The 13,341-nt window shown below is 70.2% G+C and carries 11 protein-coding genes, 2 rRNA genes and 1 pseudogene; 8 read left to right on the top strand and 6 right to left on the bottom strand.

Annotated features, from left to right (window positions below):
• Nucleotides 1-45: 45 nt before the first annotated feature.
• Complete coding sequence (locus AB0L00_RS11380) at nt 46-1,281, top strand: hypothetical protein (RefSeq protein WP_364431679.1); 1,236 nt, start codon at nt 46-48, stop codon at nt 1,279-1,281.
• 160 nt (nt 1,282-1,441) lie between these two features.
• Here the strand turns inward: AB0L00_RS11380 and AB0L00_RS11375 are convergent, their stop codons facing one another.
• Nucleotides 1,442-1,789, bottom strand: a complete 348-nt coding sequence (locus AB0L00_RS11375; RefSeq protein WP_364433213.1) for an ATP-binding protein — start codon at nt 1,787-1,789, stop codon at nt 1,442-1,444.
• Between the two features lie 30 nt (nt 1,790-1,819).
• The gene (locus AB0L00_RS11370) at nt 1,820-2,080 is read right to left on the bottom strand and encodes a hypothetical protein (RefSeq protein ID WP_364431676.1); all 261 of its coding nucleotides are present in this window, start codon (nt 2,078-2,080) and stop codon (nt 1,820-1,822) included.
• A 142-nt stretch (nt 2,081-2,222) separates the two neighbouring features.
• Here AB0L00_RS11370 and AB0L00_RS11365 point away from each other — a divergent pair, with 142 nt between their 5' ends.
• The 4 genes from AB0L00_RS11365 (at nt 2,223) to AB0L00_RS11350 (ending at nt 5,299) form a co-directional block, all read left to right on the top strand.
• On the top strand, nt 2,223-3,083 hold the full coding sequence (locus AB0L00_RS11365; protein ID WP_364431673.1) for a helix-turn-helix transcriptional regulator: 861 nt from the start codon (nt 2,223-2,225) through the stop codon (nt 3,081-3,083).
• A 19-nt stretch (nt 3,084-3,102) separates the two neighbouring features.
• Nucleotides 3,103-3,213 (top strand): DUF397 domain-containing protein, encoded by a 111-nt coding sequence (locus tag AB0L00_RS11360; RefSeq protein WP_364405406.1) that lies wholly within the window; start codon nt 3,103-3,105, stop codon nt 3,211-3,213.
• A 145-nt stretch (nt 3,214-3,358) separates the two neighbouring features.
• Nucleotides 3,359-4,378, top strand: a complete 1,020-nt coding sequence (locus AB0L00_RS11355) for a hypothetical protein (RefSeq protein ID WP_364431671.1) — start codon at nt 3,359-3,361, stop codon at nt 4,376-4,378.
• A 153-nt stretch (nt 4,379-4,531) separates the two neighbouring features.
• Complete coding sequence (locus AB0L00_RS11350; protein ID WP_364431668.1) at nt 4,532-5,299, top strand: phytanoyl-CoA dioxygenase family protein; 768 nt, start codon at nt 4,532-4,534, stop codon at nt 5,297-5,299.
• A gap of 576 nt (nt 5,300-5,875) precedes the next feature.
• On the opposite strand, the gene AB0L00_RS11345 is transcribed toward AB0L00_RS11350, so the two are convergent.
• Nucleotides 5,876-7,945, bottom strand: coding sequence for a SpoIIE family protein phosphatase (locus tag AB0L00_RS11345; RefSeq protein ID WP_364431665.1), 2,070 nt, complete (start codon nt 7,943-7,945; stop codon nt 5,876-5,878).
• A gap of 108 nt (nt 7,946-8,053) precedes the next feature.
• Here AB0L00_RS11345 and AB0L00_RS11340 point away from each other — a divergent pair, with 108 nt between their 5' ends.
• Nucleotides 8,054-11,896: a HAMP domain-containing protein gene (locus tag AB0L00_RS11340; RefSeq protein ID WP_364431662.1), complete on the top strand. Its 3,843-nt coding sequence runs from the start codon at nt 8,054-8,056 to the stop codon at nt 11,894-11,896.
• Nucleotides 11,897-11,909: 13 nt separating this feature from the next.
• On the top strand, nt 11,910-12,524 hold the full coding sequence (locus AB0L00_RS11335; protein ID WP_364431660.1) for a response regulator: 615 nt from the start codon (nt 11,910-11,912) through the stop codon (nt 12,522-12,524).
• 51 nt (nt 12,525-12,575) lie between these two features.
• Here AB0L00_RS11335 and AB0L00_RS11330 read toward each other — a convergent pair.
• Nucleotides 12,576-12,776: pseudogene (locus AB0L00_RS11330) on the bottom strand (XRE family transcriptional regulator); the annotation flags it as partial.
• Between the two features lie 74 nt (nt 12,777-12,850).
• On the opposite strand from AB0L00_RS11330, the gene AB0L00_RS11325 reads away from it, so the two are divergent.
• A complete protein-coding gene (locus AB0L00_RS11325; protein ID WP_364431657.1) occupies nt 12,851-13,000 on the top strand; it encodes a hypothetical protein in 150 nt (49 codons plus the stop codon).
• Between the two features lie 51 nt (nt 13,001-13,051).
• Here AB0L00_RS11325 and rrf read toward each other — a convergent pair.
• Nucleotides 13,052-13,168: ribosomal RNA gene (gene rrf / locus AB0L00_RS11320) — 5S ribosomal RNA — on the bottom strand.
• Nucleotides 13,169-13,250: 82 nt separating this feature from the next.
• Nucleotides 13,251-13,341: ribosomal RNA gene (locus AB0L00_RS11315) — 23S ribosomal RNA — on the bottom strand; the annotation flags it as partial.

The following is a 13,341-nucleotide window of genomic DNA, read 5'->3' as shown; positions in this document are numbered from 1 at the left end:
GAGCCGCCAAATGATCAAGCCTCCGCTCGTCGCTATGGTCGGAGGGTGACCGATGGGAGCGACGCGTTCTTCGCGGAGTGGGACCGGCGCGGCCCCGGTGCCGGACGGAGCGTCGAGCGCGCGGGCCTCCTCGTGCAGGCGCTGGACGCCGGCACCGCCGGGACGCCGGTACTGACCGTGGTCGGCTCGAAGGGCAAGGGCACGGCCGCCACCTACGCTTCCGCCGCCCTCGCCGCGGCCGGGTGCCGCGTCGTCACGGTCACCAGCCCGGCCCTGCGCCGGGAGCGCGAACGCATCCGCGTCGACGGCGCCGCGATCTCCGACGCCGACCTGGCCCGGCTCGGCGAGCGCCTCCGCGACGCGGCCCGGCGCCTGCCCGAACGGCGGAGCGGCGCGGGCTACCTGTCGCCGAGCGGCCTGTTCACGATCGCGGGTGTGCTGCACGCGCGAGCCGTCAGCGCCGACGTCATCGTCCTCGAGGCCGGCATGGGCGGCGTCTCCGACGAGGTAAGCCTGTTCGCCCCGGACGTCGTCGCCATGACCGAGGTCTTCGCCGAGCACGTCGGCGTCCTCGGCGACTCTCCCGCCGAGATCGCGGCGAACAAGGCGGGTGTCACGGCCGCGACCACCTCCGCCGTCGTCTCCCTCCCCCAGAGCCCGCCCGTCACCGAGGCGATCGCCGCGACCGTCGCCGCCCGCACCCACGACCGGGTGAAACCGGAGGTGATCGGCCCGAGCGATCTGCCTCAGGCGATCCTGCCGGCCGCGTACGGGCGGCGGAACGCGGAACTCGGCTGCGCCGCCGCTGAGCGCCTGCTCGACGCGGTGGGACGCCCGCAGCCGTCGCCCGACCGGCTGCGCCGGGTGCTGTCCTCCGTACGGCTCCCCGGCCGCCTGTCCTGGCACCGACTGCCCGGCACGATGATCCTGATCGACTCGGCGATCGACCGGCCGGGCGCGGCCACGGCGCTGGCCGAGGCGTACGCGCGCTGGGGCGACGTCGACCACGTCCTCGTCTGCCTGCCCGACCACAAGGACGTCGCCGGCGTCATCGCCGAGCTGGCCGACCTCCCCGTGACCTACGTACGGCTGCCGGAGTACCGGCACCTGCGATTCACCCACCCGCTGCCGGCCCATTGGACGGTCATGGACGACACGCAGCTGACCCGAGAGCGCCTCGCCTCTCTGGGCGAGCGGATCGTCGGCCTGGGAACGGTCTACTTCACCGCCCGCCTGCTCGACCTCCTGAACGCCGAGACGGAGCACCTCTTCGAGGCCTGACCACAGACTCCTGGCCAACGGTGCGCCCAGAGCACAGCGATCGCCAGGGGGGATCAGACGACAGGAGAGGCGTAACTCCCGACCAGCGGGCGACGAGCCTGATCCCTGGCGATCGCAGCCGATAGAACGCAGCGATCGCCAGGGATCAGGCTGGAATCACTCAGAGCTCGAACCAGTACATGCCGCCACGACCGGTCGGCGTGTAGCCGCTTCGGACGGCGAGTTCCGCGATCAGGAACAGGCCCCGGCTGCCCTCGGAGAACTGGTCGGCCAAGCGTGGGGTTGGAATCGTCGGCCCGCCGTCGTCGGCGATTTCGACACGCAGGCCGCCTGAGCCCTCGGTCAGCCTGACCGAGACGGTTCCGCCATCGCCGGAGGCGGTGTGGACGACGGCGTTGGTCACCGCCTCGCTGGTCAGCAGGACCGCCGTGTCAGCGTGCGGATGCTCCCGCAGGACGCGGGCGACGAACCAGCGCGCCGTGGCGACCTCTTCGGGACGGCCCTGAATGGTGATCGCTCCCCAGCATGCCGGGGGCCATCACGCGGCCGCCTTGGCGATCAGGTGGGCGGCCGCGATGACGGGCTCGGCTCCTGCCCTGCCCGTGCGGCCCCAGAGGAAGTCCCACGCGCCGTCGTCCCGCTGCCCCGCCGCGATGCCGAGCTTGGTTCCATCCCGTCTCGGCAGGTACAGGACCGGCTCTCCATGGCTCGGTACGACGATCAGCGACGTGCGTCTCAGCGCGGCGAGGTGCCAGGCAAGTGCGGTCAGCGGCCGATAACGCGTCGCGTCAGCCGTCATCGCGCATCCCCCGGTCCCTTCGTTCCATCACGTAGAGAGATCGACTAATGACACACTGTTACAGAGCACTCCAATGGATAGCACCACCGTGCAGCCCTGCACAACGGAGACCGTCAAAGGATCATGACCGGAGGAACAATTCATGCCCGCAGGTCACAGCCCGAGCATTCGGGGCCGCCAACTCATCGCCGAATTGAAGCGCCTCCGCGAAGCCGCACAGCTCACTCAGGAGCAGGTGGCCGAACGCCTGGACTGGCATCAGACGAAGGTCTTCCGCATCGAGACCGGGCGCACGACCCCGCACCCGAACGACGTCCGCCTGATGGTCGAGCTGTACGGCGTCACCGAACCCGGCCGACGGGACGGCCTCGTGCAACTCGCCAAGGACGCCCGCAAGCGGGGATGGTGGTACGCCTACCGAGACGTCGTCCCTCACCAGTACGAGATCTACATTGGCCTCGAATCAGAGGCCACGTCCGTACGCAACTTCGACCTCGCGTCCGTGCCAGGGCTGCTGCAAACGGCCGACTATGCCCACGCCCTGATCCAGGGCGGACCTCAAGATCTCGACGATGAGGAGACCTCTCGTCGCGTCGAAGTACGAATGATCCGACAGAAGATCCTGGACAAGGCGGATCGACCCCAACTCTGGGTGGTGATCGACGAGTCCGTCATCCAACGGTCCGTAGGCGGATCCGAGGTCATGCGTGCCCAACTGCACCACCTACTGGACGTCTCCGAACACCCGAAGACCTCGGTCCAAGTGATCCCCTACCGCCGGGGCGCCCATCCCGGGATGGTCGGGTCGTTCAGCATCCTGGGCTTCCACCAGCACACGGACTTGGATGTGGTGAACGTGGAGACGATCGGCGGGAACCTCTACGTCGCCGATCCCATGGAGGTCCTCCCGTACGCCAACTCCTTCGATCACCTCATGGCCGAGGCCGAGAACACCGATCGCAGCCGGATTATGATCGAATCAGCACTTAAGAACCTGACCTGACGGTGGAGGGAGGCGCGAGATGACCCCCGACCTGTCTCGCGCGGAGTGGCGCACGAGCTCTCACACCTACCAGAACGGCAACTGCGTAGAAGTAGCGGATCTTCACTGCGATCCCACGATCGACGCGTAGCAGCGGGCGACGAAGTCTGATCCCTGGCGATCGCAGCCGATAGAACGCAGCGATCGCCAGAGGGTCGTGCCTGCGGGCAGGCCGTCGTCCACAGAACCACCTTCGGGGCTCGTGGACGGCTCGCGAGGCCGCCAACGTAGTGGGCATGCCGAAACGTCGTCCGCCTATGGATCCCGACCTCGTCCTGCTCATCCGGGCGCAGGCCGGGGTGGTGGCGCGGTGGCAGCTCCGCGAGCACGGGACGCCGGATAGCGCGGTGCGCACCCTCATCCAGGCCCGCCGGTGGGCGGTCCGGTATCCAGGGGTGTGCGCGACGGTCAACGGCGACCTCGCGCGGGCGGCCGAGCTGTGGGCGGCGGTCCTGGCGTGCAGCCGCAGGCCGCGTCTCAAACCCGGGGTGCGGCACTCCCCCGATGCCGTCCTCAGCCATGAGACCGCCGCCGAGCTGTACGGTCTGGCCGATCGGCCCTCCGCGGTCATCCATGTGACGGTTCCGGACGGGCGGCGTCGTCCGGTGGCGGCGCCGGGGATTCGCGTGCACTTCTCGGCGCATCTCGCCGACCGGCGGCATCCCGCCCAATCGCCGCCGCGCACGCGCGTCGAGGACACCGTTCTGGACCTCACTCAGACCGCTCCGGACCTCGATACGGCCATCGACTGGCTGAGCCGGGCCTGCGGCAGCCGGCTCACCACGCCAGAGCGGCTGGCGGCGGCGTTACGGGCGCGGAGGAAGGTCCGGCACCGGCGCGAGCTCCAGTACGCCCTGGAGGACGCCGACGACGGCGCGCACAACCTGTTCGAGCTTCGGTACTACCGAGAGGTCGAGCGCGCGCATGGACTGCCCGCGGGCAGCCGACAGATCAGGCGGAGCCTCGGGGAAGGAACGATCTACGACGACGTCGACTACGGCGGGCACGCGACGGTCGTCCACCTGGACGGCCGGATTCACCGGCACGAGACGAGGTTCCGGGACATGAGCCGGGACAACGCGGCCGTCGTCGAGGGTCGTGATCCGCTGCGCTACGGATGGCGCGACGTCACCGAGCGCCCGTGCCACGTCGCCGCCCAGGTCGCCCTCGTCCTGCGCAGGAACGGCTGGGCCGGCTGGCCCCGCCCCTGCCCTCGCCCCGGCTGTCTCCTCCGCCACATCGCAGAGATCGCATGACCCGAGATCGGGATGCCGGCGTGCCCGGCACGTCGCTGATCCCTGGCGTCCGGTGACGCTAGAGCGCTGCGATCGCCAGGGATCTACGTGTGTCCGGGCGCCACCAGGAAAACCGGGTGCTTTCCGGATCTTCGTTGCGGAAAATGGCGGGTCGTGAGTGATGCGATGGTCGAAACGTTCCTGCGGGACGGGCTCGTGAAGATCGAGCAGGCGGTTCCGGAGGGTACGGCGCGGGCGTGTGCGGAGCTGCTCTGGGCGGAGACGGGCTATGCCCCGGATGACCCCGCGACCTGGGCCGAGCCGGTGTACCGGGTCGGGGGCATGGCCGCCGAGCCGTTCGTCGAGGCGGCGAACACCCCCGTCCTGCGCGACGCGTTCGACCGGCTCGTCGGGCCGGGACGCTGGGTGCCGCGCCGGTCGCTGGGGACGTTCCCGCTGCGGTTCCCGCACGAGGACGAGCCGGACGACGCCGGGTGGCACATCGAGTCGAGCTACTCGCTGGACGGGGTCACCTGGAATCACGTGAACGTGCGGTCGAAGGACCGCGCGCTGCTCATGCTGTTCCTGTTCAGCGAGGTCGGGGAGCAGGATGCGCCCACCCGCGTCCGCGTCGGCTCGCACCTGGACGTCCCGCCGATCCTTGAGCCGTACGGCGAGGAGGGCGTGTCCATGTTCGCGGTCGCGGCCGAGGTCGAGGCGGCGTCCGCGCACCGGCCCCTCGCGTACGCGACGGGGCGGCCCGGCGACGTCTACCTGTGCCACCCGTTCCTCGTCCACGCCGCCCAGCCGCATCACGGGAAACGGCCCCGCTTCATGGCGCAGCCGCCGCTGCACCCGGCCGTACCCAATGAGCTGGAGCGCGCCGACGGCGCGTACTCCCCCGTCGAGACCGCCATCCGCGAAGGTCTGCGCCGGCACTGACCCGCGAACGGCCCCGGCCGCTGGGAGGTCGTGCGCCTGAACGCCCCGGATCGGCGCTGCCACCGCGGGTCGTGTTGAGGCGATGCGCGACCGCCTCGACCTCGACGCGCACCTCGGCGGGTACGAGGCCGCCGCCCCCCACCGACGCCGGCCGTCCGCCCGCCCGGCGAGCGCTGCCGGTGCTCACGGGACAGACGAGACCGCCGGTGCTGACGAGGCCGGTGCGGTGGAGGCCGATGCCGACGGGACCGCTGGGGCCTGAAGCGGAGCCGGGACCGGGCGTGATGATCCGTTGCCGAGTCGGATCTGCTGTCCATCGACCACACCTTCGGCCGTCCGCTGCTCGGGCTGACCCCGGACGACACGGTCGCCTGCTCAGGGCGGGCAGCGCGCCGGCGATCGCAGACGGGACGGTGGGTGCCGACGGGACGGTGGGTGCCGACGGGAAGCGCCGCTGAACCGGCTGGTGCCTGCGGACAGCCGTTGAACCGGCCGGTGCCTGCGGGACGGCTGGTGGCTTCGCTCCGCGGCCGTACGGGCCGTCCGTGGTCGGCGTGTTCTGCCGGTCGGCGCAGGTCACTCCTCGACGCGGAGGACGATCAGGGCGGTGTCGTCGTGGGAGGGCTCCGGGGAGAAGCCCCGGACGGCGCGCATGACCTTGGCCGCGACCGCGCCGGCGTTCAGGTCGACGCAGCCCGCGAGGATGCGTTCGAGGCCGCCGTCGTCGCCCAGCAACCGGTCGCCGTTGCGTCGCTCGGTCACGCCGTCGGTGAAGCCGAGCAGGACGTGCCCGGGTTTAAGGATCGTGGTCTTCACCTCGAACGTCGCCTCGGGGAAGACGCCGAGCATCAGGTCGGAGTGGTCCTCGCCCTTGACGATGCCGCTCGGGTTCAGGAACAGCGGCGGCGGGTGGCCGGCCGTGGCGTACGTCACACGGAACCGGCCGTCGCCGAGCGGCTCCAGCTCGCCGTGCAGGAGGGTGAGGAACGGGGCGCGGGTCGCCTCCTCCAGGATCAGCGCGTTGAGGCGTTCGAGCACCTCGGGGATCGAGTGCCCCTCCCGGCCGAGGATCCGCAGGCCCTGCCGGGCGAGCCCGGTGACCGCGGCGGCCTCGGGGCCGGTGCCGCACACGTCGCCGATGGCGAACCGCCAGCGCGTGCCGACGTTGAACACGTCGTAGAAGTCGCCGCCGACCTCGCTGTGCTCGCCGGCCGGGTCGTACACGACCGCGACGTCCAGGTTGGGGATCGTGGGGATGCCGGGTGGCAGGAGGCTGCGCTGGAGGGTGCGGCTCATGGCCGCCTGCTCCTCGTACAGGCGGGCGTTGTCGATGGCGAGGGCGGCCCGGCCCGCGAGGTCCTCGGTGAGTTCGAGCGCGTCGCGGGTGAAGCGCGCGCCCTTCGGGCCGCCGACGACGAGCGTTCCGATGCTGCGGCCCCGCGCCAGCAGCGGGAAGACGTGGGCGACGTCGCCGGTCACCCGGTGCGCGGTCGGGGGCAGGTCGCCGGACGGCGCCGGCGTGAAGCCCTCCCAGGGGCCGGGCTCGGCGGGCGGCGGCGCGGGCGGCAGCAGGTCGAGCAGCGTACGCAGGTCGGCGACCATCGTCTCGTCGGCGTGCCAGGCGTACGCGGGCAGCGCCAGACCCGTGTCGCGGACGGTGAACACCGCGGCCCAGGTGGCCAGGCGGGGGACGATGAGCTGGGCGACCAGCGCCATCGTCATCTGCTGGTCGAGCGTGCCGGCGAGCATGCTGCTCGCCTCGGCGAGGAAGCCCAGCCAGCCCCGGCGGGCGCGTTCGAGCTCCATGAGGCGGGCGCGCTCGAGCGGGGGCGCCTGGCGGTCGGCGATCCGCTGGAGGCGTTCGACGTCCTCCTCGGTGAAGTGCCCGGCGTCGCGCGAGGCGGCGATCAGCAGCCCGATCGCCCGCCCGTCGACGGTGAACGGCGCGGTGACGAGCGAGCGTATCCCGGCGGCCTGGAGCGCCGGCAGGTTGTACGGGCTGCCGCCCAGGTCCGCGTACACGCCCCGGCCGCCGACCGGCGCGCCCTCCAGGCCGATCTCCAGCGCCGCGCCCTCGGGGCGTACGCCGGCCGTCGCCCGCAGGCTCAGCTCGGCGTCGTCGTCGGCGAGCAGGACGTACACGCAGTCGGCGCCCATGGCGTCCTGCGCGGCCTGTGCCGCGCGCTGGGCGAGCTGGTCGACGGTAGGGCGGGCGGCCTGCGGCGCGGTGACGAGCTCCTCGGGGGGCATGGGGTGCGGCGTCTGCTCCGCGGCGCCGGTGCCGGGGACGGTGAACCAGACGTGCTTGCCGCCGGAGCCGTACGTCACGCCCCAGGAGGTCGCGAGCGTCTCGGGGAACAGCAGGCCACGGCCGCTCACCTGATCGCCGGGCACGGGCACGCGCCGGGCCTGGTGCCGGTCGTGGACCTCCACTCTGACCTGGCCGCCGATGAGCTCGCAGACCACCACGACCTCGGTACCGGCGTGGACGATTGCGTTCGTAACGAGTTCGCTGGTGAGTAGCATGGCGTCGTCCACGTCATCGACGCCCCAGCCCCTAAGAGTCTCCCCCACGAAGCGCCGTGCGGCCGCGACAGAAGCGACCTCCGGCGGAAAGGTCGTGTACGTCTTTTGGTTGCTCTCCACGGCCACTTGGATTCGTCTCGGGGATGCAGGACGCTGCCATCGTGGCAGATGCACTGGGTGGACTGTACAGACCCCCGGCCACGACGCGTGGAAGGCTAGGAGGAATCAATGCCTCGGAGCACGTCCCATTCGCCGACCCGCGCCAGGTACGCGGAGACCGATCTACGGTCGATGCTCGACGCGTTGTGCGCGCTGCGCGACGGCGACTTCGACGTGCGGCTCGATCCTTCGCGTGACGGCATACTCGGCGAGATCGCCGGAGCCTTCAACGAGGCTCAGGAGCGCGCTTCTCATCTCACCGGCGAGCTCGTACGGGTTCAACGTGAGGTTCGCCACGAAGGACGGATCGACGAGCGGCTGAGAGCGGGCGGCGAGGGCACCTGGGCAACGGGCAACGCCGCGGCCAACGCGCTGATCGACACGCTCGTGCAGTCCACGACCGCGATGGCGCGCGTCGTCGACGCGGTGGCCGACGGCGATCTGAGCCAGCGCATCGAGCTCGACACGGGCACGCGGCCCTGGCGCGGCGAGCTGCTGCGGATGGGTTCGGGCGTCAACCGCATGGTCGAGCACCTCGACGAGTTCGCCGCGGAGGTGACGCAGCTCGCCCGGGAGGTCGGCGCGGAGGGCCGGCTCGGCGGGCAGGCGACGCCGCGCGAGATGTCCGGCCGCTGGCGGGACGTCACCGGCGCGGTCAACGCGATGGCGAGCCGGCTGACCGGTCAGGTCCGCGACATCGCCCTCGTGACGACGGCGGTCGCGCGGGGCGACCTGACCCGGAAGGTGACGGTCGAGGCGACCGGTGAGTTGCTGGAGCTGAAGGAGACCGTCAACACGATGGTCGACCAGCTCTCCTCGTTCGCCGACGAGGTCACGCGCGTGGCCCGCGAGGTGGGCACGGAGGGCCGGCTGGGCGGCCAGGCCCGCGTCAGCGGCGTCAGCGGCGTCTGGAAGGACCTCACCGACAACGTCAACTCCATGGCGGGGAACCTCACCGCCCAGGTCCGCAACATCGCCCAGGTCGCCACCTCCGTCGCCAACGGTGACCTGTCCAAGAAGATCACGGTCGACGCGCAGGGCGAGATCCTCCAGCTCAAGGACACCCTCAACACGATGGTCGACCAGCTGTCGGCCTTCGCGAACGAGGTGACCCGCGTGGCCCGCGAGGTCGGTACGGAGGGCCGCCTCGGCGGCCAGGCCCGCGTCAGCGGCGTCAGCGGCGTCTGGAAGGACCTCACCGACAACGTCAACTCCATGGCCGGCAACCTGACCAGCCAGGTCCGCAACATCGCCCAGGTCGCCACCTCCGTCGCCGGCGGGGACCTGACCAAGAAGATCACGGTCGACGCGCAGGGCGAGATCCTCCAGCTCAAGGACACCCTCAACACGATGGTCGGCCAGCTGTCCTCGTTCGCCGACGAGGTCACGCGGGTGGCCCGCGAGGTCGGTACGGAGGGCCGCCTCGGCGGGCGCGCCAAGGTCGGCGGCGTGAGCGGCGTCTGGAAGGACCTCACCGACAACGTCAACTCCATGGCGGACAACCTGACCAGCCAGGTCCGCAACATCGCCCAGGTCACCACGGCGGTCGCCAACGGCGACCTGTCCAAGAAGATCGACGTCGACGCCCAGGGCGAGATCCTGGAGCTGAAGACGACGATCAACACGATGGTCGACCAGCTCTCGTCGTTCGCCGGCGAGGTGACCCGGGTGGCGCGCGAGGTCGGCAGCGAGGGGCGGCTCGGCGGGCAGGCCGAGGTCGAGGGCGTCTCGGGCACGTGGAAGCGCCTGACCGAGAGCGTGAACGAGCTGGCGAGCAACCTGACCCGCCAGGTGCGCGCGATCGCGTCCGTGGCGAGCGCGGTCGCCCGCGGCGACCTCACCGGGTCCGTCTCGGTCGAGGCCCGCGGCGAGGTCGCCGAGCTCAAGGACAACGTCAACCTCATGGTGGCGAACCTCCGCGAGACCACCCGCGCCAACCAGCAGCAGGACTGGCTGAAGACCAACCTCGCCCGGATCGCCGGACTGATGCAGGGCCACCGCGACCTGATGGAGGTCGCCCGGCTGATCATGAGCGAGGTCACGCCGCTGTCCTCCGCCCAGTACGGTGCGTTCTACCTCGCCGAGGAGGCCGAAGACGGCGCGCCCGAGCTCGTGCTGAAGACGGGGTACGGCCTCAGCCAGGACAAGATCGAGAAGGTGCGGTTCCGCCTGGGCGACGGCCTCGTCGGCCAGGCCGCCATGGAGCACAAGGCGATCTTCGTGCACGACCTGCCGGCCGGTTACGTCACCGTCGGCACGGGCCTGGGGCAGGCGTCGCCGGTCAACCTGATCGTGCTGCCGATCCTGTTCGAGAGCCGCGTCCTCGGTGCGATCGAGCTGGCCTCGTTCAGCCCGTTCAGCGAGGTGCACCTGGCGTTCTTCGACCAGTTCGTGGAGACGATCGGCGTCACGATCAACACGATCACGGCAAACTCCCGTACGGAGGCGCTGCTGGGCGAGTCCCAGCGGCTCACGGCGGAGCTACAGGACCGTTCCAGCGAGCTGCAGCGCCAGCAGGAGGAGCTGCAGCGCTCCAACGCCGAGCTGGAAGAGAAGGCGGCGCTGCTGGCGAAGCAGAACCGCGCGATCGAGATGCAGAACTTCCAGATCGAGCAGGCCCGCCGCACGCTCGAGGAGCGCGCCGAACAGCTCGCCCAGTCCTCGCGGTACAAGTCCGAGTTCCTGACGAACATGTCGCACGAGCTGCGCACTCCGCTCAACAGCCTGCTCGTGCTCGCCAAGCTCCTGGCCGGCAACCCGGACAAGAACCTGACGCCCAAGCAGGTCGAGCTGATCAAGACGATTCACGAGTCGGGCAGCGACCTGCTGCGCCTCATCAACGACATCCTCGACCTGTCGAAGGTCGAGGCGGGCAAGATGGAGCTGGTCCCGCAGCGGGTGTCGCTCGGCGAGCTCGTCGACTTCGTCGACGCGAACTTCCGGCCGCTGGCCGCCGACAAGGGCCTCAGCTTCGACGTGTACGCCGAGCCCGGCCTGCCCGAGCACCTCTACACCGACGAGCAGCGGATCCAGCAGGTGCTGCGGAACCTGTTGTCGAACGCGGTGAAGTTCACCGCCACCGGCGAGGTGCGGCTGACCATCCGGCGGGCGAACGGGGTGGAGTTCATCGACCCGGTCCTCGCCCGCGCCCCCGAGGTCATCGGGTTCGCCGTCAGCGACACGGGCATCGGCATCGACGAGCACAACCTGCGGGCCATCTTCGAGGCGTTCCAGCAGGCCGACGGCACGACGAGCCGCCGGTACGGCGGGACCGGCCTGGGCCTGTCCATCAGCCGCGACATCGCCCAGCTGCTCGGCGGGGAGATCCACGTCGCCAGCCGCCCGGGTGAGGGCAGTACGTTCACCTTCTACCTGCCGGCCCGCTACCTCGAGAACGCCGCCGACACGGCCGCGCCCGTACGCAAGGAACGGCGGCGGCCGCTGCCGCCCCCGCCCGTCGAGGCGCCGTCGTTCGAGGTCCTCGAGCAGGACGAGGAGTACGAGTCCTCGCCCATCGACGACGAGGTGCTGACCGGCCGCAAGATCCTCATCGTCGACGACGACGTCCGCAACATCTTCGCGTTGACCTGCGTGCTGGAGCAGTACGGCATCGAGGTCCTGTACGCCGAGAACGGCCGGGAGGGCATCGACACGCTCGACCGCAACGAGGACGTCGATCTCGTCCTCATGGACGTGATGATGCCGGAGCTGGACGGCTACGCCACGACGGAGGCCATCCGGCGGATGCCGCAGTTCGCCGACCTGCCGATCATCGCCCTGACGGCCAAGGCCATGAAGGGCGACCGGGAGAAGAGCATCGAGTCCGGTGCGTCGGACTACGTACCCAAGCCTGTCGACGCCGACCACCTTCTTGACATCATGAGGGCGTGGCTCAACCGGCCACGCACGTGATGGAGGGCTGACTGTGGCCGAGAAGGCGAACATTCTTCTGGTCGATGACCGTGAGGAGAACCTCGTAGCACTGGAGGCGATCCTCAGTTCACTGGACCAGAACATGATCCGCGCGCGTTCGGGGGAAGAGGCTCTGCGAGCCTTGCTGACGAACGACTTCGCGGTGATCCTTCTCGATATCGTCATGCCCGGGATGGACGGCTTCGAGATCGCCCGCGCGATCAAACGGCGCCGGAAGACCCGCGAAGTGCCGATCATCTTCCTGACCGCCGCGGACGCCGATCCGGACTACGCCTTCCGGGGATACGCCGCCGGCGCCGTGGACTACATCTCCAAGCCGTTCGACCCCTGGGTGCTGCGCACGAAGGTCTCGGTCTTCGTCGAGCTGTACCGGAAGAACCAGCAGCTCCGTGAGCAGTCGGAGCTGCTGCGCACGCAGTTCGCGGCGGCGCCCTCGGAAGAGTTCACGGCCGAGCTCGGCCGGCGCGTCGCCGCGGTCGAGGAGCAGGTCGGCGCGCTCACCCAGTGGGCGGCGCAGGACGAGGAGGCCGCCAAGGCGGTCGCCGCGCTCGAACAGCGCGTCGAGGAGCTGCGCACGGCGATCGACACCCTCCGTCCCCACCCCTGAGCCGGTCGGAGCCGTCCTGGGCGGGATCTCCCCGTCCGAGACGGCGCATCTTCACGGCGCAGGCGTCCCAGGGGGTCTGGCGGGCCGGTAGCGGGCTCTGATGTGGACCCGTTCCCCCCGGGGACCGAGGATGCTCAGGAACTCCACCGGCCGCGCGTCGGCGTTGCCGAACCGGTGCGGGAGGTGGGTGTCGGACTCGGCGACCTCGCCGGCCGTGAGGACCAGGTCGTGGTCACCGAGGACGAGGCGTATTCCGGACCAGTCTGGAACGCGCCGCCACCGCGGCCACGGACGTCACCGGCCGTGTGGCATCGGCTTGAGCCGACGTGACCGTCACGCCCCCTCCAGCCGGCGCATTCGACCTGGTGTCCGCCCAGTACTTCCCGCTTCGCCACCAGCCGGACCACACGGCGCTGCGCGGCCTGCTGAAGGCCGTGCTTCTTCCGAGCGATCGGGACGGCCCGACCGGCCGCTAAACGCAGGAAAGCCCGCCAGAAACCTGGCGGGCTTTCCTGATCTATGTAAGTGTCCGGCGGCGTCCTACTCTCCCACACCGTCTCCAGTGCAGTACCATCGGCGCTGAAGGGCTTAACTACCGGGTTCGGAATGGGACCGGGTGTTTCCCCTTCGCCATAACCACCGAAACGATCAAATGAGACCGGTCTCGGGGTCAGTGTTCCCGGCCGTGTCCCGGGAACCGCATAGTGAACGCGAACAATAAGAGTGTGTGTCAAGCCACTCGGCCTATTAGTACCGGTCAACTCCACACCTCACGGTGCTTCCATCTCCGGCCTATCAACCCAGTCGTCTAGCTGGG

The sequence above is a fragment of the Actinoallomurus sp. NPDC052308 genome, from assembly GCF_040679195.1.
GTDB lineage: Bacteria > Actinomycetota > Actinomycetes > Streptosporangiales > Streptosporangiaceae > Actinoallomurus > Actinoallomurus liliacearum.
The sequence above is the reverse complement of the archived record's forward strand: the minus strand, read 5'-3'. Positions and strand labels throughout refer to the sequence as shown.

Coding starts and splice junctions, on each gene's coding strand:
- AB0L00_RS11370 (WP_364431676.1), bottom strand. CDS start 2,080: ATGACGGCTGACGCGACGCGTTATCGGCCGCTGACCGCACTTGCCTGG.
- AB0L00_RS11365 (WP_364431673.1), top strand. CDS start 2,223: ATGCCCGCAGGTCACAGCCCGAGCATTCGGGGCCGCCAACTCATCGCC.
- AB0L00_RS11360 (WP_364405406.1), top strand. CDS start 3,103: ATGACCCCCGACCTGTCTCGCGCGGAGTGGCGCACGAGCTCTCACACC.
- AB0L00_RS11355 (WP_364431671.1), top strand. CDS start 3,359: ATGCCGAAACGTCGTCCGCCTATGGATCCCGACCTCGTCCTGCTCATC.
- AB0L00_RS11340 (WP_364431662.1), top strand. CDS start 8,054: ATGCCTCGGAGCACGTCCCATTCGCCGACCCGCGCCAGGTACGCGGAG.